The organism is Parabacteroides sp. CAG:2 (assembly GCF_000436315.1).
Taxonomy (GTDB): domain Bacteria; phylum Bacteroidota; class Bacteroidia; order Bacteroidales; family Tannerellaceae; genus Parabacteroides; species Parabacteroides distasonis.
This window is the reverse complement of record NZ_FR885316.1, coordinates 22,953-48,678: the sequence shown is the minus strand read 5'-3', so window position 1 is coordinate 48,678 and position 25,726 is coordinate 22,953. Positions and strand designations below refer to the sequence as shown.

General features: G+C 44.7%; 21 protein-coding genes. 10 read left to right on the top strand and 11 right to left on the bottom strand.

The window, feature by feature from the left end; translation table 11 throughout:
• Positions 1 to 2: 2 nt before the first annotated feature.
• A complete protein-coding gene (locus QVP94_RS13530; RefSeq protein ID WP_005854271.1) occupies positions 3 to 503 on the top strand; it encodes a metallophosphoesterase family protein in 501 nt (166 codons plus the stop codon).
• A 5-nt stretch (positions 504 to 508) separates the two neighbouring features.
• On the opposite strand, the gene QVP94_RS13525 is transcribed toward QVP94_RS13530, so the two are convergent.
• The 3 genes from QVP94_RS13525 to QVP94_RS13515 all read right to left on the bottom strand — a co-directional run bounded on the left by QVP94_RS13525 (position 509) and on the right by QVP94_RS13515 (position 4,714).
• Positions 509 to 1,627: a hypothetical protein gene (locus QVP94_RS13525; protein WP_005854270.1), complete on the bottom strand. Its 1,119-nt coding sequence runs from the start codon at positions 1,625 to 1,627 to the stop codon at positions 509 to 511.
• Positions 1,628 to 1,690: 63 nt separating this feature from the next.
• On the bottom strand, positions 1,691 to 2,536 hold the full coding sequence (gene lipA, locus QVP94_RS13520) for a lipoyl synthase (RefSeq protein WP_022192803.1): 846 nt from the start codon (positions 2,534 to 2,536) through the stop codon (positions 1,691 to 1,693).
• A 3-nt stretch (positions 2,537 to 2,539) separates the two neighbouring features.
• The gene (locus QVP94_RS13515; RefSeq protein WP_022192802.1) at positions 2,540 to 4,714 is read right to left on the bottom strand and encodes a S9 family peptidase; all 2,175 of its coding nucleotides are present in this window, start codon (positions 4,712 to 4,714) and stop codon (positions 2,540 to 2,542) included.
• Between the two features lie 80 nt (positions 4,715 to 4,794).
• On the opposite strand from QVP94_RS13515, the gene mnmL reads away from it, so the two are divergent.
• On the top strand, positions 4,795 to 5,721 hold the full coding sequence (gene mnmL / locus QVP94_RS13510; protein ID WP_009018032.1) for a tRNA modification radical SAM protein MnmL/YtqA: 927 nt from the start codon (positions 4,795 to 4,797) through the stop codon (positions 5,719 to 5,721).
• Here mnmL and QVP94_RS13505 read toward each other — a convergent pair.
• The 3 genes from QVP94_RS13505 to QVP94_RS13495 form a co-directional block, all read right to left on the bottom strand.
• On the bottom strand, positions 5,707 to 6,201 hold the full coding sequence (locus tag QVP94_RS13505) for a DUF4251 domain-containing protein (protein ID WP_022192801.1): 495 nt from the start codon (positions 6,199 to 6,201) through the stop codon (positions 5,707 to 5,709). The two genes, mnmL and QVP94_RS13505, sit on opposite strands and share 15 nt — an antisense overlap.
• A gap of 114 nt (positions 6,202 to 6,315) precedes the next feature.
• Positions 6,316 to 7,290 (bottom strand): alpha/beta hydrolase family protein, encoded by a 975-nt coding sequence (locus tag QVP94_RS13500; protein ID WP_005854262.1) that lies wholly within the window; start codon positions 7,288 to 7,290, stop codon positions 6,316 to 6,318.
• A 19-nt stretch (positions 7,291 to 7,309) separates the two neighbouring features.
• Positions 7,310 to 7,645, bottom strand: a complete 336-nt coding sequence (locus QVP94_RS13495; protein WP_009018031.1) for a DUF6565 domain-containing protein — start codon at positions 7,643 to 7,645, stop codon at positions 7,310 to 7,312.
• Between the two features lie 122 nt (positions 7,646 to 7,767).
• Between QVP94_RS13495 and QVP94_RS13490 the strand changes: the two genes are divergently transcribed.
• Together QVP94_RS13490 and QVP94_RS13485 are read left to right on the top strand one after the other, a co-directional pair.
• Entirely contained in the window at positions 7,768 to 10,446 is a 2,679-nt protein-coding gene (locus tag QVP94_RS13490; protein ID WP_005854258.1) for a calcium-translocating P-type ATPase, PMCA-type, read from the top strand.
• 148 nt (positions 10,447 to 10,594) lie between these two features.
• Complete coding sequence (locus QVP94_RS13485) at positions 10,595 to 11,182, top strand: hypothetical protein (RefSeq protein WP_009018029.1); 588 nt, start codon at positions 10,595 to 10,597, stop codon at positions 11,180 to 11,182.
• 5 nt (positions 11,183 to 11,187) lie between these two features.
• Here the strand turns inward: QVP94_RS13485 and QVP94_RS13480 are convergent, their stop codons facing one another.
• Together QVP94_RS13480 and QVP94_RS13475 are read right to left on the bottom strand one after the other, a co-directional pair.
• Positions 11,188 to 13,302 carry an outer membrane beta-barrel family protein gene (locus QVP94_RS13480; protein WP_022192800.1) on the bottom strand — a complete coding sequence of 705 codons (2,115 nt, stop codon included), beginning with the start codon at positions 13,300 to 13,302 and terminating at the stop codon, positions 11,188 to 11,190.
• 222 nt (positions 13,303 to 13,524) lie between these two features.
• The gene (locus QVP94_RS13475) at positions 13,525 to 14,040 is read right to left on the bottom strand and encodes an FKBP-type peptidyl-prolyl cis-trans isomerase (RefSeq protein ID WP_011966791.1); all 516 of its coding nucleotides are present in this window, start codon (positions 14,038 to 14,040) and stop codon (positions 13,525 to 13,527) included.
• A gap of 129 nt (positions 14,041 to 14,169) precedes the next feature.
• On the opposite strand from QVP94_RS13475, the gene QVP94_RS13470 reads away from it, so the two are divergent.
• From QVP94_RS13470 to QVP94_RS13460, 3 genes are all read left to right on the top strand, one after another.
• A complete protein-coding gene (locus tag QVP94_RS13470) occupies positions 14,170 to 16,404 on the top strand; it encodes a S9 family peptidase (protein ID WP_009018026.1) in 2,235 nt (744 codons plus the stop codon).
• A 15-nt stretch (positions 16,405 to 16,419) separates the two neighbouring features.
• Positions 16,420 to 18,279: a mechanosensitive ion channel family protein gene (locus QVP94_RS13465; protein ID WP_005854246.1), complete on the top strand. Its 1,860-nt coding sequence runs from the start codon at positions 16,420 to 16,422 to the stop codon at positions 18,277 to 18,279.
• A 100-nt stretch (positions 18,280 to 18,379) separates the two neighbouring features.
• Positions 18,380 to 18,988: a hypothetical protein gene (locus QVP94_RS13460; protein ID WP_005854244.1), complete on the top strand. Its 609-nt coding sequence runs from the start codon at positions 18,380 to 18,382 to the stop codon at positions 18,986 to 18,988.
• A gap of 108 nt (positions 18,989 to 19,096) precedes the next feature.
• Here the strand turns inward: QVP94_RS13460 and QVP94_RS13455 are convergent, their stop codons facing one another.
• Positions 19,097 to 20,314, bottom strand: coding sequence for a C1 family peptidase (locus tag QVP94_RS13455; protein WP_005854242.1), 1,218 nt, complete (start codon positions 20,312 to 20,314; stop codon positions 19,097 to 19,099).
• A gap of 154 nt (positions 20,315 to 20,468) precedes the next feature.
• On the opposite strand from QVP94_RS13455, the gene proC reads away from it, so the two are divergent.
• Positions 20,469 to 21,272, top strand: a complete 804-nt coding sequence (gene proC, locus QVP94_RS13450) for a pyrroline-5-carboxylate reductase (protein WP_005854240.1) — start codon at positions 20,469 to 20,471, stop codon at positions 21,270 to 21,272.
• 62 nt (positions 21,273 to 21,334) lie between these two features.
• Here proC and QVP94_RS13445 read toward each other — a convergent pair whose 3' ends face one another.
• Together QVP94_RS13445 and pruA are read right to left on the bottom strand one after the other, a co-directional pair.
• Positions 21,335 to 22,522, bottom strand: coding sequence for a proline dehydrogenase family protein (locus QVP94_RS13445; RefSeq protein WP_008779995.1), 1,188 nt, complete (start codon positions 22,520 to 22,522; stop codon positions 21,335 to 21,337).
• Between the two features lie 90 nt (positions 22,523 to 22,612).
• Entirely contained in the window at positions 22,613 to 24,244 is a 1,632-nt protein-coding gene (gene pruA, locus QVP94_RS13440; RefSeq protein WP_005854238.1) for an L-glutamate gamma-semialdehyde dehydrogenase, read from the bottom strand.
• A 216-nt stretch (positions 24,245 to 24,460) separates the two neighbouring features.
• Here pruA and QVP94_RS13435 point away from each other — a divergent pair, with 216 nt between their 5' ends.
• Entirely contained in the window at positions 24,461 to 24,649 is a 189-nt protein-coding gene (locus QVP94_RS13435; protein WP_005854237.1) for a ferredoxin, read from the top strand.
• Between the two features lie 153 nt (positions 24,650 to 24,802).
• The gene (locus QVP94_RS13430) at positions 24,803 to 25,456 is read left to right on the top strand and encodes a DUF1349 domain-containing protein (RefSeq protein ID WP_005854236.1); all 654 of its coding nucleotides are present in this window, start codon (positions 24,803 to 24,805) and stop codon (positions 25,454 to 25,456) included.
• The last annotated feature ends 270 nt before the right edge of the window (positions 25,457 to 25,726 follow it).

Below are 25,726 nucleotides of genomic sequence, written 5' to 3'. Positions count from 1 at the left end.
TTATGATTAAAGTTGGATTGCTTTCAGACACCCATGCGTACTGGGATGATAAGTACGCCGAATATTTTAAAGATTGCGATGAAATCTGGCATGCGGGCGATATAGGCTCCGATCTTTTGGCCGCGAAATTCGAGGCTTTGAAACCTTTCAAAGCCGTATACGGAAATATAGACGGACAAGCCATTCGCCTGCAATATCCTAAAGTAGCTCATTTCAAGGTAGAAGACGTGAACGTTATGATGACTCATATCGGAGGTTATCCGGGCCGCTACAATCCCGAGATCCGCAAAGAATTATACGATACACGGCCAAATCTATTCATCTCCGGACATTCGCATATCCTGAAAGTAGTATTCGATCGAAGCTTGAAGTGTCTGCATATGAATCCGGGAGCGGCTGGAAAAAGTGGCTTTCATCAAGTACGTACCTTATTACGTTTCGTTATTGAGGGAAAGGATATCAAAGATTTGGAAGTTATAGAGCTAGGGAATCGGGCATTATAAGATGATTAGTTACCGCAACAGAAACTCTCGGCGAAAAGAATCGTATTTTGCAAATAAGCGAACTCTTTCTCAAAATATTCGCTAAATACCCCGGAACTCAAGTTCTCCTCGATTTGTTTCGCTGTCCAAAGCTTTCCGCTACGGCGCTTACATTGATTTAATTGCTCTTCCGTACGTAAACAAATAACATAGAGAGATACCAAATGTTTCACCTTCTCGTTCTCAAATGTATAACGGATCAGGAAGCGTGGAGCAATTGATTTATCTTGCGCCAAACTTCCGAGAGTCTCTTTGACCGTGCTATCTATACTATGTCGGAAGAGCACGTAATTATGGAACGGATAATCCATCGTATCCGGAGAGACAAACTCATCCTTACTTCGTCTCACCAGATATAACATACCATTATAAACAACGGCGATACGCACGATCGGATGATAGTATTTCTTCGGTAAAGAGCGGCTGACCGAACGTGCGATACAACCGATCACCTTCCCATTGTCATTCAATACGGGAACCCACATTTCCTTTTTCAAGCTACCTTGCATCAAGGACAAACGTATTTGCTCATAAACAATGACCAAAACACCGATTACCAATCCCAACTCCCGGTATAAGAAACGTTCGGTACGCATATTCTGCATCGTTTCCGGCAAGATGCTATATAACAAGATGATGAAAAGATGCAACGTGTACAGGTTCTGTACCAACTGAGCGAGGAAATAAAATTCGTTCAAGGTAGTACGAAGCAAAGTACGTTTAAAAGAGGGACGTTTCGAATCGCGTATACGTTGTATGACCGTTCTCCTCGTGAACCCCACGATCGCTAACGCCACGACCAGTAATACTTCCGTGATAAGAGGAGAGTATATAAACAACACAGGTTCAAGCTTGAGACAAAGAAATACGGAATATAAGACCAATGTGCCCGCCGATGGCAGAAGCATAAATTGGTACACCTTATCCTTACTCAACACTTGAAACAAAAAAATACAAACAAAACAGAAAGTAACCCCAATTATAAAGGATAATAAATAAGAAAAATAATTGTCCAAAAACATGAACAACAACAACGGCAATAAACCTATCGCCTGATTATCTAGACCTTTCTTTACTCTGTTCATTCCTTCCCCCCCTTTAGTCCACTTTTATATTAATAACAACAAAGATTGTCAAAAGTTCATGAATCATATATGCTTTTCCGCATGGTACGACGAGCGCACCAGCGGAGCGCTCTCTACTTTCTTAAAACCTTTGTTAACGGCCTGTTGTCTATAATATTCAAAGCGTTCAGGAGTCACATATTCAGAGACGGGAATATTCTTGCGAGAGGGCTGTAAATACTGCCCGATTGTCAAAACAGAAACACCCGCCTGCAAAACATCATCCATTAATTCAAGCACCTCATCCTCAGTCTCCCCCAGTCCGACCATGATACCAGTCTTGGCTACCACACCCCGCTCAGCGATTCGTCGCAAAACGGATAAGCTCACGTCATACTTAGCGGCGCTACGCACTTGCGGACTGATACGGCGTACAGTCTCCATATTATGGGAGATAATCTCAGGCGCCGCATCCACGACCTGATCAACCAGATCCAATCGTCCTTGAAAATCCGGGATTAAGACTTCCACGGTCGTTTGAGGATTCACCTCTTTGATCGTACGGATCGTATTTACCCAATGAGAAGCGCCTAAGTCTGGTAAGTCATCACGATCAACGGACGTGATCACCGCATGCTTGAGATTCATTAAACGGATGCTCTCCGCTACATTCGCAGGCTCTTTCGGGTCCAACGGAAGAGGTTTACCCGTTAGCGTATTACAAAAACGACAAGAGCGAGTACAGATCTCACCACCGATCATGAATGTAGCTGTTCCCCAGCTCCAACATTCACCCATATTCGGGCATTTACCACTTGTGCATATTGTGTGAAGGCAATGAGATTCAACAATACTTTTTGTCTTCGTGAATTGCTCATTTCCGCCAAGCCGGATCTTCAACCAATCCGGCTTTCTTAAATGCTGCGCCATGTCTTACAAATTATTGAATAAATAATTAGCCATCTTCGTATACAAATGGTAACGGGTATTACCACCATATATGCTATGATTCCGATCTTTATAAACATGCATATCGAACTGCTTATTGGCTTGAACCAAAGCCTCGGCATATTCCATTGTTTGCATAAAATGAACATTATCATCGGCGGTTCCATGAACCAGCAATAACTTGCCTTGTAAGTCTTTCACCCGGCGTAACGGAGAGGTAGCCGCATAGCCCTCGAAATTCTCTTGCGGGGTACGCATGAAACGCTCCGTATAAACGGAGTCATAATATTTCCAGTCCGTCGGAGGAGCTACAGCGATACCCACCTTAAACGTTCCGTTTCCGGTACTCAAGGCCATCAACGTGTTATAACCTCCGAAACTCCAACCCCAGATCGCGATACGATCCTTATCGATATAAGGTAACTTGCCTAACGCTTGCGCAGCCTCCACTTGGTCTCTGGATTCCAGCTCGCCCATTCTCAAATAAGTACATTTACGGAATGCCTCACCACGGGCACCGGTTCCACGACCATCCACACATACCACGATAATACCATTTGAGGCCAGATATTGCTCCCAATCGAAACCGTATTGATCCAATACTTGCTGGGAGTTAGGGCCACTATATTGCGTCATCATCACCGGATATTTCTTCGACGGGTCAAAATCAGCGGGTTTTACGATCCAAGCGTTGAACTCATAATCCGAAGCCGTATGTACCTTCATAAATTCCTTCTTAGCAAAAACATATTCCTTCAGCTTACTCTTCAATGCTGCGTTATCTTGCAGAACACGTAGTTCCTTTTTGGTCTTCGTCTCATTCACCGTAATCTTCGCCGGGGTATTCGCATTGGAATAGGTATTCACGAAATAAGCGAAATTGTCACTAAAGACCGCCTTGTTCATACCCTCTTCCGTGGAGAGTTTTGTCTTCACGCCTTTCGCGTCGATCTTATAGATAGAGCGGCGGATCGGGCTTTCCTCGGCAGACTCGTAATAGAAAGTCTTCGTATTCTCATCCACACCTAGAAAGGCCGTGACATCCCAGTTCCCTTGAGTTACCTGACGTTGCATAACACCTGTCGGGGAATACAAATAAATATGGGAATAGCCATCTTGTTCACTCACATAGGTAAACCCATTGTTCAAGAACTGGATGGAAGTCAACCAATCAGAATCCACGTAGCATTTATTTTCCTCACGCAAGATCAAACGGAACACACCGCTCTTCGGATTTGCATAATACATATTGAATACATTCTGCTGGCGGTTCAATGTCATGATAGCCAACTGATCCGGATTCTGCGTGAAAGTAATGCGGGGAATATAGAAGTCGCCTTCTACCGGGACCTTCATCTCTTTCGTGTCTTTGGTGACTACGCTATAAGAATGTACGGAGACCTTTGAATTCTTCTGCCCGGCCTTCGGATATTTATATTCGTAATACCCCGGATAAAGTCCCTCACCATACATCTGCATAGAATATTCGGGCACCTCGGACTCGTCAAAACGGACAAAGGCCAGATACTCGCTATCGGGAGACCACGCCATTAGATTTGTCACCGCGAATTCTTCCTCATACACCCAATCCGTGATACCATTCAATATCTTATTCAACTCACCGTCCTTGGTAACTTGTACCTCGGTATCAAAATCAAACTTACGTATCCAAATATTATTATCCCGTACATAAGCGCACATACGACCATCCGGCGAGAATGTCGGGATCATTTGCTTACCCTTGGCATCGGAAATAGGCTTCACATAATTACGACGTACGTCATAATCATAAACCACAGCCTTGGTAGAGCGACGATAAATAGACTCCGTATCCCTCCAAACCAAGATATGATGCCCGGTGCTGCTGATTGTATATCCATCAAAATCCGTAAAGGTACATTCACGAGCTTTACGGGCATTAAACAATGTATCCACAGGATTTCCCGTACGATAGGAATATTTAATGATCATACTCTTATCGGCGTTCATGGCTGTGTAGTGTTCTCCATCCGGCAGGGATCGCATCTCTCCGATAGCCGTCACTTGACGAAATTTCCCATCGGTTATTTCTTTTAAGTCAACATGCTTGCTTCCGGTTTGTGCGGCCACACTTCCGAATACGGCCAACGAAAGCAATAAACTAAAACCTAATCGTTTCATTTATACTCTTTATTTCAGATTGAAACGCGAAGTTAGCATAAAAAAGTGATTCAAATTGCGAGAAATCGTATCTTTGTCTTATGAAAAAAACTAAACGATATTATGAATTTGGGGATTTTCTACGGGATCTATTCAAATTCAAGGTTCAGAAGATTTCCATAAACGCAGGCTTCACCTGCCCGAACCGAGACGGGTCTAAAGGATGGGGCGGTTGCACCTATTGTAATAACCAAACATTCAGTCCAGAATACTGTCATACGGAGAAAAGCGTTACCGAGCAATTAGAGGAAGGCGTACGTTTTTTTTCCCGCAAATATCCGGATATGCGGTATCTGGCCTACTTCCAAGCCTACACGAATACATACGACCGATTAGACTCTCTTATTCTCAAATATGAGGAAGCGCTTGCCTATCCCGGAGTAGAAGGATTGATTGTCGGCACTCGTCCGGACTGTATGCCGGAAGGTTTATTGGATTATTTTGCGGAGCTTTCCCTGCGAAAATTCGTCATGATTGAATATGGATTGGAAAGTACGCTTGATAAGACCTTAGTCCGCATAAACAGAGGGCATACCCATGAAGAATCGGAATCCGCTATCCGTCGTACGGCGGCAAAAGGTATTTACACCGGGGCACACCTGATACTCGGACTACCGGGAGAAAGTAGGGATGAAATATTACACCATGCGGATGTCTTATCACGCCTCCCGATCACGACACTTAAACTGCACCAATTGCAGCTAATCAAGAATACCCGCATGGCGAAAGAGTTCAAGGAAGATCCTTCTGATTTCCATTTATATACGGCTGATGAATATATCGAATTAGTGATTGACTTCATAGAACGACTGAACCCCTCTATCGTAGTAGAGAGGTTCGTATCACAATCCCCCAAAGAGCTACTGATCGCACCGGATTGGGGTTTAAAGAATTTCGAATTTACCGCTAAGGTAAATAAGCGGATCGAGGAAAGAGATACACGGCAAGGACGACTATTTCAAGTCTAAGGCGACATCACCATAAAAGGTAATAGCCTGTTTATTCACGGGTGTCACATTGATTGTCACCGAGCCATTCGGATAGACTTCCACCCGAAACATGTATACATCCTCTTTGGTCTTTACACGGAACTTGATTTCGGAACTACCTTTCTTTTCAGAGGTTTGCTCCTTCTCTGCCGCCACTTCTTTAAACGTCAAGCCCTCTCCACCACCATAAGGAGCAGAGTAAACACGTCCAAAGTAAGGAAGATAAGACAGGATCGAGTCACCATGTATTTCCAATGAGTAGGGGGAAGTAAGATTGACGGATCTCCCGGCCATCGGTACGGCACGATCCACATCGATCTTAATACGACCGCTATCCACGATCTCCCTCACTACTCTCTCTTTTTGCTCCTTCCGCTCTTGCTTACTTTGAGCAAAAAGGGATTGCCCTGCACAAAAAAGGACAATCCCTAAAAATCCAACTAACCTTGTTAATCTCATAACCTTAATAAACTAAACACACTATTAATCACTCTATATAGTAAAGACAATCCTTCGGGTGAATAGTTTAATCTAAAAAGGTCAAATTAAGGCTGTTTATATTTCATTATCATATTAACGCAAATTATCCAAGATATAATCCTGTACGGTAAAATCTTTCCGTACGATCGTATCACCGGGAACACGTTCGTCTGTCGTGATCGCTAAATTCTCATCGCCTAAGACTTGACGGCTCAAGAAGCTCATGATATCGTATTGGTTCCGGGACATAGGGAGCCCAGAGATCTCATGCCCCGCATTCTCTACCTTATAAAAATAATAGGAAGCTTGAAGATTTTCCAGACTTTTCGCTACAGCGGATGATCCCCATAAACCGCCGAGGTTCTCCATAGCGGCTTGTTCAAAAGGAACGGTTTTATCCGCATCGCCATGGAATAGCATAATCGGACAAGGCATCTTTTCCCAATGTGGAGGAAGCACACCAGAGACCGCACCGGCATATGAGATCACACCGGCATAGTTGAAACCTGCCGGTAGCCTTTTCGCCAACTCATGTCCGTTACATAAATCATACTCTGCCTGCAATACCGTAATCGCCCCGGCACTCGAACCGCTCGCTACGATCTGCTCCACATCGATGTTCCAATCCGAGCTTTGGTTGATCACAAAACCGGTAGCATCATAAAAATCCTCTACCGCCGTATCGATCGCATGCTGCAAGGCCGCGATAAAGTCCATCGGAGAAGAGACTTTAGAAGGATCCAGATTCTTCAAGGTGGTACGATAATCCGTAGAAACGACCACAAATCCGTTTCGGGCGAGGAACTCGAAATAGGGAATATATCCTTTATCCGCCTTATCTCCCCCTTTAAACCCACCGCCAAAAGCAAAAATCATCACAGGCTTTTTTAAGGCGGGCGATATAGAAGGCAACTCATACTTGTCCAAGGACAATGTATCTGTCCCTTTTATAGAGAATACGAAATTCTCTTTCTGAACTTCCACATTCGCCACAGGTTTAGGCTGCGTACAAGCGAACGAGCAGACGATCCATAAAGCAAATAGCGAATACACCCAATTTCTGTTCATCTTATTTTCGTATTAGAGGTTATTTTGTTCCTTCCTTCAAACCATCCAAGAACTTATCCACTTTCTTGGCAGCGTCTTTCACGCCCGCTTTCATTTTCAATCCGGCGTATGTCGCTTGCAATTTAATGATCTCCGCTTTCTCATCAGCGCTTAACTCTTCCTCGAACTTGGCGTAAAGATTCGTGGATAGATCCGAGAATTTCAGATCCGCCTTCTTCCAGTCCTTATCGGTATAATCAGCGGCCTCCATTTCCACCTTATCTACAAAATCACTAAACTCCTTCACATATGAATCCTTTGATTGGCAGGCGCTCAAAGCGAACATAACCAATAACATGAATAGTACTTTCTTCATCTTTTAATTAAAAATTAATTCGTTATACAACACAAATATATGCAAAAAGGTTAAACCCTTGTATATGTCGTATAACTTTACGTAATTTGCTATCCTATTTTCTTAATCAGATTAATAAATTTATGGAGAAAAAACATCAGTACCGAGGATTAACCAAACAAGAAGTAGAAGAGAGCAGGCGCCTTCACGGCGAGAATGTACTTACCCCGCCCCAGAAAGCTTCGTTATGGAGCCAATTCTTGGAGAAATTCGAAGATCCTATTATTCGTATATTATTAGTGGCATGGCTCTTGTCCATGATAATCGCTGGCGTACATTGCTGGGGACCTGAGGCGAAAGGTTTTACGGCCTTCTTGGAGCCGATCGGCATTTTCTTCGCTATCATGCTTGCCAGTTGCGTGGGCTTTTTCTTCGAGGTGAAAGCGAACAAGGCATTCGATATCTTGAATACAGTCAATGATGATATTTTAGTGAAGGTAATCCGTGACGGGAATATCTGCCAAATACCGAAAAAAGAGGTCGTCGTAGGCGATATCGTTGTTTTGGAGACAGGTGAGGAAATTCCCGCAGATGGACATTTGCTTGAAGCCATTTCCCTACAGATCAACGAATCCACACTAACCGGTGAACCGATTATTAGCAAGACAACAAACGAGGCGGATTTCGATACGGAAGCGACTTATCCGTCCAATGTAGTCATGCGAGGAACGACGGTCGTGGACGGACATGGCGTCATGCAAGTGGAAAAAGTGGGTGATGCTACCGGATACGGTAAGGTCTACGAAGGCTCGCAAATCGAGAGCGATGTAGAGACTCCCTTACAGATCCAATTGAAAGGTTTGGCCGGAGTGATCAGCAAAGCCGGATATACGATCGCCGGAGTGACGTTCATCGCCTTGACCGTAAAATTCCTTTTATCGGATAGCTTCCCCGGGATGCCGGCGATGGACATCATCGCCCATATCCTCAACTACTTTATGGTAGCGGTTACGTTGATCGTGGTATCCGTTCCGGAAGGATTACCGATGAGTGTCACGCTAAGTTTGGCCCTAAGCATGAACCGTATGTTGAAGACGAATAATCTTGTCCGCAAAATGCATGCCTGCGAGACCATGGGAGCAACTACCGTAATTTGTACGGACAAAACCGGAACGTTGACACAGAATCAAATGCAAGTCTACCAAACGAATTTCTACAACCTGAAAGAACAAAAGCTTGGGGAGGATGAGTTAAGTAACCTGATCAAAGAAGGTATCTCCACGAACTCCACGGCATTCCTCGATTTCTCGGAAGAAAAGGTAAAAACCCTTGGAAACCCGACGGAGGCCGCCCTTTTACTCTGGTTGAACGGACAACACCAAAATTATCTGGAATTAAGAGAGAACGCTACGATCCTAGATCAATTGACCTTCTCTACGGAACGGAAATATATGGCTACAATCGTACAATCACCGTTACTCGGCAAGAAGGTACTTTACGTGAAAGGTGCTCCCGAAATCGTACTGGCCAAAAGTAACCGGGTGGCGATAGACGGAACTTGCAAACCGGTGGCGGAATGTAAAGCCGGCATCGAAAAACAATTATTGGATTACCAGAACCAAGCGATGCGTACGCTTGGCTTCGCTTACCAAATTATCGAGGATGGAAAGGATGAGACTTTCTTCGTAGAGGGTCGTTTGCATGATACGGATTTAACGTATTTAGGTATTGTAGCGATCTCCGATCCGGTACGTGCGGACGTGCCGCCCGCTGTTCAAAGTTGCTTGAACGCAGGTATCAACGTGAAGATCGTTACGGGAGATACACCGGGTACGGCCAAAGAAATCGGACGGCAGATCGGTACGTGGAAAACGGATGATAGCGACAGGAACATTATAACAGGTCCCGCATTCGAGGCGCTTAGCGACCAAGAGGCCTTGGAGCGTGTCTTAGACTTGAAGATCATGTGTCGTGCCCGTCCTACGGACAAACAGCGTTTGGTACAATTATTACAGCAAAAAGGCGCTGTGGTAGCGGTTACCGGCGACGGGACAAACGATGCCCCAGCCTTGAAAGCTGCTCAAGTCGGCCTCTCCATGGGAGACGGTACTTCCGTCGCCAAGGAAGCCAGCGACATCACGATTATCGATAACTCGTTCAGTAGCATTACCCGTGCGGTGATGTGGGGACGTTCCTTGTACCGGAATATCCAGAAATTCCTGTTATTCCAATTGACCATCAATGTTGCCGCTTGTCTGATCGTATTATTAGGTTCCTTATTAGGTACGGAATCACCTTTGACCATCACGCAGATGTTATGGGTAAACTTGATCATGGATACATTCGCAGCCGGAGCATTGGCCTCTCTCCCACCGAATGAACGAGTGATGAAAGATAAACCTCGCCGGAGCGGTAAGGATGGAGATTTCATTATCACTCGCCCGATGGCTTACAATATTTTCGGTGTCGGATTCGCATTTGTCGTAATCTTGATGGGCTTGTTGTTCTATTTCCATGCGCAAGACGGCTTAACGCCACACGACTTATCATGGTTCTTCAGCTTCTTCGTGATGCTACAGTTCTGGAATATGTTTAACGCGAAGGCTTTTATGGAAGGACGTTCCGCTTTCGCCAATTTAAAGGATAGTAAAAGTTTCTTGCTAGTTGCATTACTGATTTTGATCGGTCAATACCTGATCGTCACTTTTGGAGGCGAGATGTTTAGCGTAATACCTTTGTCCTTGAGAGATTGGGCGATTATTATCGGATCTTCCTCTCTAGTTTTATGGATCGGTGAGTTATTCAGGTTATCCAAAAGATAAATATATATTGTACAAATTGTAGAGACGGGACACGCTCCGTCTCTACAACTGAAAATAGTACACCTATATAATATATCAACCTAGCTATAAATAGCTATTTCCTTATTCCATTTCGTTTTTTAACTTCGCATCCCAAATTATTTAAATCATGGAACATCTATTAGAATTAGCGAAAAGAAACCAAGAAAGAGCTTGGGAAGTGATCCGGCAAACCGACATTATAAATATCTGGAAATCTGTCGGGGCGGAAATAAACTTAGTAGGCTCCTTAAATATGGGACTACTCATGAAACATAAGGATATCGACTTCCATATTTACACCTCTCCCTTCCGTATATCCGACAGCTTCCAAGCGATGGCCCGGCTAGCGGAGAACCCGCTCATTAAACGAATCGAATACGGAAACTCGCTCGATACGGAAGAACGATGTGTAGAATGGCACGCATGGTTCCAAGATCCGAATAACGAACTCTGGCAAATTGATATGATCCATATCGTAAAAGGTTCCCGTTATGACGGTTATTTCGAGAAAATGGCCGAACGTATAACCGCCGTACTGACTGACGAGACTCGACAGGCCATCTTAAAACTGAAATATGAGACACCGGATACAGCGAAAATCATGGGCGTGGAATATTACCTAGCAGTCATTCAAGACGGCGTGCGTACGTATGCAGAATTAGAGGACTGGAAAAAACAACATCCAGTCACAGGCGTTATCGAATGGATTCCATAAGAACATTATTGACCAAACCGTGAAGAATCGATCTCTTTCTTATTCTTCCGGTTCATCTTGCCCAATGTATACTTTAAAGTGAGCGATACTGAACGAGTATCCGAATAGATCGTCATATCACTCTTCTGGCTGGGATAATCAATATGCGTTTTCGCACGTAAGCCCTTTAACAAATCCTCACCTCGCAGCATTACACTTAACTTTTTCGGTATCGGATTCCAGACAAGCCCTGCCGATACATTATAATTACCATCCACATCATAGATACCTTGTATCGAAGGCGCACTATAGCGAGCATTCACTTCCAGCGATAAGTTCTTCTTCTTTGATAAAGTAAACGTATTGAACAACATCAACTGCCCGAATAACTTTTTCCGATCAAACGAAATATCGATAAACACTCCCTCATCTTGAATTAAGAAGCCCGATGCCACGAACCGTGAGCTAACCACCCCACCGATCCGAAACGGGATAACTGCCATCGCCCCGAAAGTATTATGCTTATCGAAATTAACCGATTGGTAATAGGCTCTCAACGCTTTCGTATCTTGATAATACAATTGGCGAATATAATTCACATGATGATTGGCAAATAGTCCAAAAACATATTTCTTTTTCAAGATATAATTAGCCCTAGCCATATAAATACGTTCCGGTTCCAAATAAGGATTTCCCCGTACCTGACTATACACATTCAAATAAGAAACATTCGAGCTCATGGCCCAATACGCCGGATACTTCTTATCGCTGGAAAAATTGACTTGAAGCATATTCGATGGATCGATCGTATAACTCAAGTTCAATTGTGGATAGAGATTTACCCCAGACCATAAGGTCCACTTCCGGCCCGCCGAATCAATCACCGCCTTATTATACTCCGCCGAAAGAGAAGCGCTCAACACCAGTTTCTTGCCAAAACGCTTAGAGAAACCGGCATACAATCCCGCCGTATACTCTTTTTCTTTTTGGGCAAACGTAGCTGACAGATCCTCCTGTTTATCTTGGTAGGTAAAGGAGCTATTATCCGTAAAGGATAACTGCACATTCGTGCCCGCGTTAATTTTCCATCCTTTTCCAAATACCCGTTCGTAGTTGACGAATACATTCGCCAAATGGATATTTTGCCGGGAGGTAGCCTCCACCTCTTGTTTCGTATCGGGATAATCCGAGATCATATATTGATCCCTGCGATCCTTATAATAGGTATAATCCACCCCTGCGCTCAAGTTCTTGGAATGTGCATAATTCAATCGTACATTTTGAAGATTCTTCGGGCCCGATAACTTATTATTACTTTCCGCATTCTCAATACCCACAAATAGAGTGTTCGAATATCGTTTGGAATTAGAATCCGTTATCTTGGCATAATAAGAAATATCCACCTCACGCCCCTTATCCATAAACCAATTGGCACTCGCCCCAATCGTATGGTTCATAGAACGACCTACCGCCGTATTTTCTTGCAGGATCTCATAAGGGCGATCCTTCACGATAGGATAGGCGTTCATATCCTCGGTTGAACGGGAATGGTTATAATTAGCGGAATAAGATAGATCCAGACTATATTTCTTTTTGGAGTAGGATAAATTCACTAATCCGGTTGGCGAGAAGTAGAAAGCTTGCTTTCCGGTCAAAGAGATATCGGCACTTAAATCCTCATTCACTTTCTTCTCCATAATGATATTTATACTACCTCCTTTTACGCCATATTTTGGAGGAGAGCTATACAAAAGCTCTATACTCTTTACTTTGCTGGCCGAGGTAGATTTCAGAAGCTCTACAATCTGGGACAATGACATTGAGCTTCTACGTCCGTTAATAATAATGTTCGTAGCAGGGACGCCGATGATACTAACGTTGTCCCCTTCTTTCACCAATCCGGGAATCTCTCCTAAAATATCAAATGCAGTATTCACCGGTTTGGCCATGATCAAGTTAGGCACGTCGAAAGATAAGGCATCGTCCGTAACCGTAACCAAAGGACGCTCGGAAGTAACGTAGACATCCGGCAATTTTACCGTAATACTATCTTTCACCAAGATAACAGAATCCTTAGTCTGTGCATTTACAGCGACAAGAACATTCAGAAGCAACAAGAAAGGAACAATGGCAGTCTTCATAATATCAAGATTATGTTTATAATCCGCCAAATTAAAAAGAAAAAAGGAGATAAGCAACGAAACTATCGAATATTTACGAACAAATCGTATGCATATTCAAAATAAAGCAATTACACCACACCTACTTATACTATTAACCCGTTGGCGGAATTAAGTAACCGTGCCAAATCTTATAAAGATAAAAGTCAGATCAAACCAAATGTGCCTTTAGTCTGATAATATTCATTCGACCTTATCCAAGGTAAAAGTAAAGATTAAAGTAGAACCTCCGGGGATACCGCTATAATCTCCATATCCATAACCTAGCGAAGCCGGGATAATCGCCTCCACGGTCTCATCCAGATGGATATTCAATAAGACACCGCTTAAGCCCGGGATAATGCCGTTCATAGAAAAACTTGATCTATCCAGTTTCTTTTGAAAGACCTGTCCATCTATAAACTTCCCTTCCAGACCTAGCAAATAGACCACGGAAGTCATCGTGGGTGTTGTTGTCCACTCATTTTCTTTCCGAATGATCCGGTATAAGGCGGTATCACCCCCTAGAACAACTTGCTTATATCTTAATTCACCCATCTCATCTTTCTCTGTTTTCTTTTCCCAGATGTATTCCTTGTTTTTGTTGATATAAGCCAATTGTTCTTCCGAGAATTGAAGCTCATCATCATCCCCACAAGAAGTAAGTCCCATCATCATGATCACTAAAAGTGACCATACATACATTGAAAGTGCTTTCATTCCGATTTCTATATAAAATTAAATTATAATTATTCTTGATTTCCGAGGCGCGAATATACAAATCCATTTTGTTATATCAACTAACTTTCCGTTCTTTGCATAAATATAGTAGTAACCAACTAATACAACATGAAACTAAATAAATTAATAGCGATCGCCACGATCAGCCTTCTGTCGGGAGGTATAAGCATGGCACAAAAAGCGTTGAATCTTGAGGATATCGTTGCCGGTAACGTCATACAAACAAAAGGCATCGGAAGCATGACTTGGCTAAAAGACGGTGAACGTTATAGCCGCTTGGAAAATAATAAGCAAACCGGAGGCACGGATATCGTCGCCTATCAAGCAAAAGATAACTCCCGTGAAGTCATTATCCCCTCATCCCTATTGACAGACAAATCTACAGGAAAGCCTATTCCCGCACGTAGTATCTCTTGGAGTGCGGATAATGAGAAAGTCTTGATTTATAACAATACCCAACGGGTATGGCGTTATGATACCCGGGGTGACTATTGGGTATTAAACCTAAAGGACGGCGCTTTACGTCAATTGGGAAAAGGAATGCCGGAATCCTCCATGATGTTCGCTAAATTCTCTCCGGATGGCACACGTGTGGCCTATGTTTCCAACAATAATATATATGTAGAAGATATAGACTCCGGGAAAATCACGCAGCTAACAAAAGACGGAAGCGATACGATTGTCAACGGAACTTTCGATTGGGTATATGAGGAGGAGTTCAGTTGCCGGGATGGTTTCCGCTGGAGCCCGGACGGAAAGCATATCGCCTATTGGCAAAGCGATACGAAAGGAACGGGAGTGTTCGACATTATTAATAATGTAGACTCCATCTACGCAAAGGTAATCCATTTCCCATACCCCAAGGCAGGAACCACCAATTCAGCCGTAAAAGTAGGCTACGTTTCCTCTACCGGCGGGAACACCACTTGGATCGCCATACCCGGAGATCCCCGGAACAACTACCTGCCCCGTATGGAATTCATCCCCGAAAGCGACGAGTTGTTCATACAGCAACTAAACCGCCCGCAGAATACAAATAAGGTATGGATCGCCAAGATATCCGATAACTCGCTGAATAATATCTTCACTGATACGGATGCCGCATGGCTGGACACGAATGATAACATACAATGGTTAAAGGACAACCGCTATTTCACATGGGAAAGCGAGCGTAGTGGCTGGCGACACTTATACCGGATAAGCCGGGACGGAAAAGAGATACAACCCATCACCAAAGGTGATTTTGATTATATCTCGCCGGTCGGGACCGATCTACAAAAGGGCTGGGTCTATTTCATCGCCTCCCCGGACAATTTCACCCAACGTTACTTGTACCGGGCTAAAGCATTCGGCAATGGGGAAGTGGAGCGTGTAAGCCCCATGGAACAATCCGGACAGCACCGCTACAATATGTCACCCACCGGCAAATGGGCCATACATACGTATAGTAACGCCTCTACCCCATCCGTTATCGACATGGTTTCTTTCCCGAAACATCAATCCGTACGCATGCTTGAGGATAATGCCCAAGCCAAGGACCAATACGCCGCCTTAGGATTAAACCCGAAAGAATTTATCAAGGTCAAGTCCGGCAATCTAACCTTGGACGCATGGATGATAAAACCTGTCGATTTCGACGCATCCAAGAAATACCCGGTTATCATAGAGGTATACGGCGAGCCGGCGAGCGCCACCGTACAAGATGTATGGGGTAACGGAGATTTATGGCAACAATATATGGCGAACCAAGGTTATATCGTGGTAAGTATCGAGAACCGGGGTGCGAATACTCCCCGTGGACGTGAATGGCGGAAATGTATTTACGGGGAAGTGGGTACTTTCGCTTCCGAAGACCAGAGCAGGGGTATTCTGGATATGACCCGTCAATATCCGTTTATCGATGCCAACAGGATCGGTATTACCGGATGGAGCGGTGGTGGTAGCCAGACCTTAAACTGCATGTTCCGTTATCCGAAAATATTCCATACTGGTATAGCGATCGCTTTTGTAGCCGACCAACGTTTATACGACACGATCTACCAAGAACGTTACATGAATACTCCGCAGAACAATCCGGAAGGCTACCACAAAGGTTCCCCGATTACCTATGCCGAGGGACTGGAAGGTAATCTGCTGCTTATTCATGGTACGGGAGATGATAACGTGCATTACCAAAATTGCGAGATGCTGGTGAACAAGTTGATCAAGAACGGAAAGATGTTTACGCAAATCAGTTACCCGATGCGTAGCCATAGCATCAACGAAAGGGAAGGAACAACTCTTCACCTACGTAAGACAATGGCTAAATACTGGCTGGAACATCTTCCGGCCGGTGGTAAATAGTTAATCCACGATTCGATGAAACAATTTTTATTGCGATTAGTGATCTTGGCAGGAATCAGTTTCCTGCCAACGGTGTCCAACGCCCAATTAAGGGAAAAGGCCGAAGAACTATTGTCTACGACATTAGGCAATGATCCGGAGGAACCAGTTACCCCAACCGATACGCTTTCGCTCGATGAGCAGCACCGGAAGGATTCCATCAAGATGCAGGAGCTAGCCCTCCAGTTGCAAGAGATGAAACTAAACGAGATCTTACTGAAAGACGAGCTGGAAAGCACGAAAAACAGCAACGCTACCGCCGACTCCCTAAAAAGGTCCGAGCAACGAAACCGTATCGATTCCCTTCGGGCACTGACTCCCGGCGTACCTGTAGTCGTGGAGGGGGATACCTTATTTCACCTTTACGCCAAGCGCGGAGGCCGCACCCCGGTTGACCGGGCTGAGGACATCCTCAATATCATGGTAAAGATCGGGACCTCGCATTCCTTGAAGAAGGATTCCATCTATATCTATGACAGCGAATACGTAACGGATATCATGTACGGAGACAAGGTTATCCTAAGTATCACCGATCAAGATGCCCTATGGCAAAATCTCAGTCGTATAGCCCTCGCTGAACAATATCAACCGATTATCCAAAACAAGATACAAGAGTTAAGGGAGCAACATAGTATCTTGCAGATAGCGAAACGGGTATTATTGTTCATCCTCGTAATTATCATCCAATATTTCCTGTTTAAGCTGACCAACTATCTGTTTAAGAAGCTACGCAGGAAAATTATCTGGTTAAAGCAGAACCGACTCAGATCTATTACCATCCGGGATTATGAATTTCTCAACACACATCGCCAAGGACGTGTATTGATGTTTTTCACCAACGTAATACGATGGATCGTGTTACTAATCCAATTAACCATCAGTGTACCGATCCTTTTCGCTATCTTCCCGCAAACAGAAGATCTAGCCTTGAAGATATTCTCCTATTTGTTGGAGCCGGTAAAGATGATCTTTAAATCGGTAGCCTCCTATATTCCGAACTTGTTTATCATCTTGGTGATCTATTACTGCATCAAATACATCGTAAAAGGAATCCAATACATAGCCAACGAGATAGAGAGCGAGAACCTGAAAATATCAGGTTTTTACCCGGATTGGGCGCAACCGACGTTTAATATCATCCGTTTCCTGCTATACGCCTTTATGATCGCCATGATCTATCCTTATCTGCCGGGATCGGACTCGGGGGTATTTCAAGGCATATCCGTATTTGTCGGTTTGATCATATCGTTGGGTTCCAGTACGGTGATCGGAAATATCATCGCAGGGCTGGTCATTACTTATATGAGGCCCTTTAAATTGGGTGACCGTATCCAACTAAACGAGACGACTGGCAACGTGATCGAGAAGACTCCGTTTGTAACCCGTTTACGTACCCCTAAGAATGAGGTAGTGACCATCCCGAACTCCTTTATCATGTCCTCCCATACAACAAATTATAGCGTATCCGCACGGCAATACGGATTAATCATCCACAGCACGGTTACGATCGGCTACGACGTACCTTGGCGGCAAGTTCATCAATTATTGATCAATGCCGCCCGCCAGACCACCGGGGTATTGCCAGAGCCGAAGCCTTTCGTATTGGAGACCGAACTAAGCGATTACTATCCCTGTTATCAAATCAACGCTTATATAAAGGACGCCGATAAACTCGGAGATATCTATTCCGACCTGCATCAAAACATACAGGACGTATTCAATGAGGCTGGCGTAGAGATCATGTCACCGCACTATTTCGCCGGACGAGACGGAAGCGCTTCCACGATCCCGACCGCTCCCTATCCGGATGACTGGGTAGAGCCTTCCAAGAAATAAATATTTCACGGTAAATAGTTAAAAATGATCCCTCACGAAACAAATCGTGGGGGATTTTATGTTATATGTCCAAACGTCACTAATAAAATAAATAATGGTAATGAAAAAGTATTTTATCGCAGTAGCGGCTATGGCATTTTTGGCCGCATGTAGCGGGAAGCAAGCCCAAAAGGATGTACCCGTAGAAGTAGAGGAAGAAGAATTCGCCATAATGTCGGCGGCTCCGGACGCTCCGTCTTTGCCACTGATCCATTCTGTTAAGGCGACCCAACCGGCAAAGCCCGTGAATATGAGGGATTCCTTGAAGGCTGATCCTAAAAAGGGACCGGTTATCCAAAAAAAGTATAAGGGAACCCTGACTTCTCCGGATAGCGTGAACGTAGATTATGACTTAACCTTGTATTATCAACAAGATAACGCAGACGAGGAAGGCGTATTCGAGTTGGATGCTCTTTATACCGTACCGGAAGCAGTAGCCTCAAGTACCGGAGCGGCGAAGAAAGCTCCTCAGAAAGCCATTACAACCGGTAAACAAAAAGTAAAGCACGGAACTCCCGATGACGCTAGCGCAGTAATCTACGAGTTGATTCCCAGTGATGGCGAACCCGTCATCTATTTCCTAGTAGAAGGGGATAACTTGACCTTGATGAACGACGCGTTGCAAAAAGCGGCGGCAGATCTTAACTACACGCTAAGACTTGTCCAATAAATTTATAGGCAGCACATCTTTGTATATATAGATCACCCCGATAGACTTACCGGATCGCCGGAAGCTATCGGGGTTTAGTTTTTATTTGAACCCTCCTTGGCAGATCGGTTATTTGATACCTAACTTGGCTTTGATCGCTTTAGGCAAGGCATCTTTATGAACCACGATATTCATGGTCTTATAACGGACAAACGCCTTGGAAGCATACCAAATACCGTTATACTTGCTGTTGGTTCCCCAAGAGTTCTTTACCATATAATACTCGTTCCCCTCTTGATCCTTGGCGATACCGTAGATCTGCATACCATGGTCGTCTGTCGTCTCGTAATTATCGTAAGCCAACTGACGCTCTGCTTGGGTACACCATTTCTGAGGTTGCGGTTTTGTGTTCAGCTTCTTTTCCTCCGGTTTCAATTTCAACCAATGAGCCATATCGGAACCGCTCAACTCCTGTACCTTCTCATCATCAGGCATAACGGCCACTCCGTCACGAGTAAAACCAGATTCGCTCACATCGGAACCCCAAGCGATCGTATAACCCGTATTAATCGCATTATCAAAGACCTCCATAAACTCATCCAGCGGCAAGTTATACGACATACCGTGACGCCAGTTATCCTGAATCTCTAGCGGGAACTGGGTATAGAACGGATGATGCGTATAAGAAGTCAATGAGACATAATCCGAAGCCTTCAAACCTGTAGACTCGAAGAAAGATTTCGGTGTATATTCCTTCCCTTTATACGTGAATTTCTCAGGAGGAACCCCCAAGTAGATCTGATGTACCGCAGCGACCGCCTTCTTCCATAACATGGCGTTATTCTCATCAGACTGCAATTTGCGTAACTTTCCCTTGGCGATAGCGGCCACCATAGCGTCCGTCAAGGCGGAAAGCTCGGTATGGTTACTCAACGTATCGGCATACATCATGCCCGGGCGCATCTCCTCTTCCGGAACCAAGCCGAATGTTTCCATTCCATAAAGCGCATCATAGAAAGATCCACCTTGCGAGAACGAAACATCCCCATGCGTACGCACAGCAGCGTCGGCACGATCCAGATAGGTGTTATATACCGTAAACATCTCGGATAAGTCATACTCGCCCTTTCCCATACGAAGCAACTCCGACTCCAAGAAAGAGTACGAGGAGTAGCACCAGCACGTACCCGCACGATTTTGGTTCTTAACAGATGTAATGGGGTTCTCTTTCACGGTCGTGAACACGAATCCCTCCTCACTCACCTTCTTCTCCGTGTCTTGCGCTTGGATCGTAGCGGACATAGTCAGAGCGAATAGCATGCTTGAAACTAGAATTGTCTTTTTCATGTAATTTTATATATTTATATTAGTATTAAGTCCGTATCGACCGCAAATGTAAGTTTTTTATCCGTAGCTAACTCTACAAAGTCGTACGTATTTGAGATATTTTATCTAAGTTTGCCTCTTCAGAAAACATAATATATAACTAATTATCTGCAAAATGAGAATATCTATTATCGGTTCGGGTAATATCGGTGGAGCGATCGCCCGAGGTTTAGCGAAAGGAACCATGTTCAAAGCCTCTGATATCACTTGTACCGCCCAATCGGACGAGACCTTGGAGAAGATGAGAAAGATCGATCCGGACTTTATCTTGACCCATGATAACGTGGAAGCGGCACGAAACGCTGATATCATCATCATCGCCGTTAAACCTTGGCGTGTAGAAATGATTATAGATGAGATTAAGTCGGTGCTCGACTTCGAGAAACAAATCATCGTATCCGTAGCGGCTGGCGTGACTTTCGACCTGTTGAATACTTATTTGACCAAGAATACAGACTTCGATTGTCTGGCTACTCCCACGATCTTCCGGATCATGCCCAACACGGCTATCGAGGTGATGAGCAGCATGACTTTCGTTTCCGCCCGCAACGCCTCCAAGGAGCAAACGGATCTAATCATCCATATCTTCAACGAGCTTGGCAACGCCATGTTGGTAGAAGAACGGTTGATGGGCGCAGGAACAGCATTGGCTTCCAGCGGCATCGCTTTCGCCTTGCGTTATATCCGCGCGGCGATAGAAGGCGGCGTGGAATTGGGTTTCTATCCGAAACAAGCGCAAGAGATCGTGGTGCATACCGTGAAAGGCGCCGTTGATTTATTGCTCGAGAACAAAAGTAACCCGGAGATGGAAATCGATAAGGTAACAACTCCGGGCGGAATCACGATCAAGGGTCTAAATGAGATGGAACTTTCCGGTTTTACCTCTTCCGTGATCCGGGGACTGAAGGCCAGTAAATAAAAATAGGCAGACAAAGTAGTTTGCCAGCACCAATACGCCCCGAAATATGCTGACAAACTACTTTACCTGCCCTCGGCAGGTTTATGTTCTTTCCGCCTAGTCATTTCCATCTCCAACATCCGGAGTTCCCGGCTGGTCTGCCCCGCGACAGAAGTATTCTCTTCCGCACGCCGGATCAAATACGGCAGTACATCCCTTACCGAGGCGTACGGTACGTATTTGGTTACGTTATATCCCGCATGGGCTAAATTGAAGGAAATATTATCGCTCATTCCCAATAGCTGCGCAAAGAAAACACGGGAGTCATCGCGGGCGATCCCCTTCTCGTCCATCAATTTCGCCAACTTATAATTACTCTCCTCATTATGAGTTCCCATAAACATCTCAAAACGATCTAAATGATCCATGGTGAAACGGACCGCCGCATCATAATTCTCGTCCGTGGCCTGCTTATCTTTACAAATCGGATCGGGATAATCCAACGCCGCCGCACGGGCACGCTCCGCTTCCATATAAGCCCCGCGCACGAATTTCACGCCCGCAATATAACCTTTCGCCACGGCATCATCGTAGATACGACGCAGATAAGGCATCCGGTCATGACGATACATTTGCAAGGTAGCGAATACGATCGCACGTTTCTTGTTGAACTTACGCATCGCCTCATCGGTCAACGCATCAATGGCATCTTGGAAACAATAATCCTCCGCATCCACTAAAATACGTACGTCGTTATCGTAAGCCCGTTGGCAAAGCGCCATAAAACGCTCGCGGAACTCGCGGAAATGCCGGACATCGTCTATCGTAAGCTCTTCCCGTTTCTCGGAAGCTTTGGCCAGTAACTCATCGGTCGTGATCGTGGATGGTTTGAATACGGCATAGGCCAGATTCGTATTTCCTTTCGCAAAATCTATCGAGCGCAAGGTTTCCTCGAAAGTCGCCTGTATGCCCTCCGGGGTCTGCTCGCTCTCCGCCGAATAATCGAGCGTCGATTTCACGTTGTATTTCATCAAGTGGTTGATGGCTGCGGAACAGTCTTGTAAAGTTTCTCCCCCAACGAACTGTTTATATAAGGTAGGCTTCACCGCCCAAGCCAGCGGGAAATGTATTTTCAAGGCTATACTCGTGGCTACTTTAGCGCATTTTACCAACCAAGGATATTTTATCGTATTAAAAAGCCAGTAAGCATTTTGTAGTTCTCCCCGCGACTTCGACGAGAAAGCGATCTCGGTATTGTTAAAGTCTAACATATTGTATGTAGATAAAGGTAACGTCATAGCGTAGAGACGGGGCACGCCCCGTCTCCCCCACAATCAGTTGGTATTTCTTAATTATGACAATTATTTCTCACCTAAGAACGGATACCCGTAGCTCGTCGGAGGAACCAAACATTCCTTGATACAACGAGGATTCGTCCAACGAATCAAGTTCAGCGGGCCACCGGCCTTGTCATTCGTTCCGGACGCACGGGAACCGCCGAACGGTTGCTGGGCGATCACGGCGCCGGTCGGTTTATCATTGATATAGAAATTACCGGCCGAATAGCGCAAGGTATTGAATGCCTTATCGATCGCATAGCGATCACGGGCGAAAATAGAACCCGTCAATCCGTACGGAGAAGTACGATCACAAAGTTCCAAAGTCTCCTCATATTTAGCGTCGTCATATACGTAGATCGTAATCACCGGCCCGAAGATTTCCTCTACCATGCTCTTGAACATCGGGTCCGTGGTCTGGATAACCGTTGGCTCCACGAAATAACCTACAGATTTGTCCCCGTTACCACCAAAAAGAACCTCTGCGTCCGGAGACTGTTTCGCATAATCGATATAACTCATGATGTTATCGAACGAAGCCTCATCGATCACGGCATTGACAAAGTTCGTGAAATCCTGCACGTCACCCATCTTGATCTCTTTCAGCATATCGCCCACGTAATCTTTCACCTCTTTCCAGAGAGAAGCCGGGATATAGGCCCGGGAACCCGCCGAGCACTTCTGCCCCTGATACTCGAACGCGCCGCGTACGATAGCGGTAGCCACATCCAACGCCGGAGCGGAAGGATGAGCGAAGATAAAGTTCTTGCCACCTGTCTCGCCTACGATCTTCGGATAAGATTTATAATGCCCCAAGTTCTCTCCGATCTGACGCCACAAGGTATTGAACGTAGAGGTAGAGCCCGTAAAATGGAATCCCGCCAAATCACGGCTACCCGTAATCACCTTACCGATCACGCTACCCTGTCCCGGGATGAAATTCACTACGCCATCGGGCAAGCCGGCCTCTTGGAAAACCTTCATCAAGAAATAGTTCGAATGGATCGCCGTAGTAGACGGTTTCCATACCGCCACGTTACCCATCATAGCCGGAGCCATATTCAGGTTGGAAGCGATCGACGTAAAATTAAACGGCGTGAGCGAGAACACGAAACCTTCCAAGGCTCGGTATTCCATACGATTCAATATACCCGTCTCGGAATAGGGTTGATCGGCATATACTTGACTAGCGTAGAAGGTACTGAAACGCAAGAAATCGATCAATTCGCAGGGAGCGTCGATCTCCGCTTGGAACGGATTCTTGCTCTGTCCCAACATAACCGAAGCGTTCAGGATATAACGATATTTCGTAGCCAACAACTCAGCTACACGAAGCATAATAGACGCACGTTCCACCCATGGAAGTTCTGACCATTCCTTATGCGCTTTCATGGCGGCGTCGATAGCCATTTGTACTTCTTTCTCGCCCGCCTTATGATAAGTAGCCAATACATGATGATGATCATGAGGCATAACGACCTTACCGGTATTACCCGTACGGATCTCTTTTCCGCCAATTACCAGAGGTATATCCCATTCCTCGGAACTTATCTGCGCCAACGCTTTCTTTAAGGATGCTTTTTCACTTGATCCGGGAGCATACGCTTTTACCGGCTCATTAATGGGTTTAGGAAATCTAAAAATAGCATTATCCATAATACTTCAGATTTTTTAAATGGTTATTCAATGAAACTTTCTGCTGTAAACGTAGCAAATTTATTTTAAAACAGTGGCGTGTAAACGTTAATATATATCAACCAAAGATAAGCTCATTTCACGGTCTATACAATGATCTAAAAGACCTCTCCCGAAAACAATCCGCGAAAGTTGTTTGTTACATTAACATATTAATCATCTTAAAGGAATAAAATTATGGCAATTAAAAGAGTTTGGATTGAAGAGGATTGCATCGCTTGCGGTACATGCGAGGGCATTTGCCCGGAAGTATTCACTGTTACAGATCGTTCACGTGTAAACGAAGGAGTTAATTTCGATGATTTCGAGGCGGGTATTAAAGAGGCTGCCGAAAGCTGCCCGGTCGAGGTTATCAAATACGAATAGACGAAAACACATTAACCCTTACTTTTCCTTCCTAGATAAAATCACAGAATCATTGCGCGATCTATAATAACACGTTACCTTTGCGGAGATAAGGTTAATAACATTAACTTCTTACGGGAATAGAAAGAATCAAAATAAGAAATAAGAAGTAAAATGAGAAAATTAGTATTACTGAGTTTTGTTATTGTCGCCTCTTTGCAATTTTGCGGGGCGCAATCATTAGATAAGATGCAATGGTTCAACGAGCCGGAGCAATGGGAGATTAAAGACAAGTCACTTTCCATGCAGGTCACTCCCCAAAGTGACTATTGGAGGATTTCCCATTACGGGTTTACGGTAGATGACGCTCCTTTTTATTATGCGACTTATGGGGGTGAATTCGAAGTGAAAGTCAAGATAACCGGCGATTACAAGCAGCGTTTTGACCAAGCCGGCCTGATGCTTCGCATCAATCATGAAAATTATATAAAAGCCGGTATAGAGTTCGTGGATGGTAAATACAACCTAAGCGCGGTCGTTACGCATAAGACCTCCGACTGGAGCGTTATCACCTTAGACAAAGCGATCCCTTATGTATGGATAAAAGCTGTCCGGAGATTGGACGCCGTGGAGATCTTCTACTCATTCGATGATAAGGAATACACCCTTATGCGTAACGCTTGGCTACAAGACAATATCCCCGTACAAGTCGGGTTTATGGCCGCTTGTCCCGACGGGAAAGGATTTAATGTGACATTCGAGCATTTCAAGGTAAAACACCTCCCGGATCAGCGCCGGTTAGAATGGCTAAAGAAAAATGCCGAATAGCTTATAATTGCCGGACATATCATGTATGCCCTTATCAAGGATCATGAGGTGAAGGAGATTATATTGATGAGGTAATCCTATCTATTTGCTTAAATTAATGGAATAATTCTGACACATCTCTTTTTAAAAAGGGCTCAATCAGATACTAGAAGATGGTAAAAAGCACGTTTGAAGGCCATTTTCCACTCAAAAAGCCTTGCTTTTTCACACGGATACCGGCGTAAAGTGATGCGACTAGCGGCGTTATCCCATACAATAGGAGACGTAAAG

Bases quoted from the DNA above. Each gene is read 5' to 3' on its own strand.
- QVP94_RS13530 (WP_005854271.1), top strand. From the start codon at position 3: ATGATTAAAGTTGGATTGCTTTCAGACACCCATGCGTACTGGGATGAT.
- QVP94_RS13525 (WP_005854270.1), bottom strand. From the start codon at position 1,627: ATGAACAGAGTAAAGAAAGGTCTAGATAATCAGGCGATAGGTTTATTG.
- lipA (WP_022192803.1), bottom strand. From the start codon at position 2,536: ATGGCGCAGCATTTAAGAAAGCCGGATTGGTTGAAGATCCGGCTTGGC.
- QVP94_RS13515 (WP_022192802.1), bottom strand. From the start codon at position 4,714: ATGAAACGATTAGGTTTTAGTTTATTGCTTTCGTTGGCCGTATTCGGA.
- mnmL (WP_009018032.1), top strand. From the start codon at position 4,795: ATGAAAAAAACTAAACGATATTATGAATTTGGGGATTTTCTACGGGAT.
- QVP94_RS13505 (WP_022192801.1), bottom strand. From the start codon at position 6,201: ATGAGATTAACAAGGTTAGTTGGATTTTTAGGGATTGTCCTTTTTTGT.
- QVP94_RS13500 (WP_005854262.1), bottom strand. From the start codon at position 7,290: ATGAACAGAAATTGGGTGTATTCGCTATTTGCTTTATGGATCGTCTGC.
- QVP94_RS13495 (WP_009018031.1), bottom strand. From the start codon at position 7,645: ATGAAGAAAGTACTATTCATGTTATTGGTTATGTTCGCTTTGAGCGCC.
- QVP94_RS13490 (WP_005854258.1), top strand. From the start codon at position 7,768: ATGGAGAAAAAACATCAGTACCGAGGATTAACCAAACAAGAAGTAGAA.
- QVP94_RS13485 (WP_009018029.1), top strand. From the start codon at position 10,595: ATGGAACATCTATTAGAATTAGCGAAAAGAAACCAAGAAAGAGCTTGG.
- QVP94_RS13480 (WP_022192800.1), bottom strand. From the start codon at position 13,302: ATGAAGACTGCCATTGTTCCTTTCTTGTTGCTTCTGAATGTTCTTGTC.
- QVP94_RS13475 (WP_011966791.1), bottom strand. From the start codon at position 14,040: ATGAAAGCACTTTCAATGTATGTATGGTCACTTTTAGTGATCATGATG.
- QVP94_RS13470 (WP_009018026.1), top strand. From the start codon at position 14,170: ATGAAACTAAATAAATTAATAGCGATCGCCACGATCAGCCTTCTGTCG.
- QVP94_RS13465 (WP_005854246.1), top strand. From the start codon at position 16,420: ATGAAACAATTTTTATTGCGATTAGTGATCTTGGCAGGAATCAGTTTC.
- QVP94_RS13460 (WP_005854244.1), top strand. From the start codon at position 18,380: ATGAAAAAGTATTTTATCGCAGTAGCGGCTATGGCATTTTTGGCCGCA.
- QVP94_RS13455 (WP_005854242.1), bottom strand. From the start codon at position 20,314: ATGAAAAAGACAATTCTAGTTTCAAGCATGCTATTCGCTCTGACTATG.
- proC (WP_005854240.1), top strand. From the start codon at position 20,469: ATGAGAATATCTATTATCGGTTCGGGTAATATCGGTGGAGCGATCGCC.
- QVP94_RS13445 (WP_008779995.1), bottom strand. From the start codon at position 22,522: ATGTTAGACTTTAACAATACCGAGATCGCTTTCTCGTCGAAGTCGCGG.
- pruA (WP_005854238.1), bottom strand. From the start codon at position 24,244: ATGGATAATGCTATTTTTAGATTTCCTAAACCCATTAATGAGCCGGTA.
- QVP94_RS13435 (WP_005854237.1), top strand. From the start codon at position 24,461: ATGGCAATTAAAAGAGTTTGGATTGAAGAGGATTGCATCGCTTGCGGT.
- QVP94_RS13430 (WP_005854236.1), top strand. From the start codon at position 24,803: ATGAGAAAATTAGTATTACTGAGTTTTGTTATTGTCGCCTCTTTGCAA.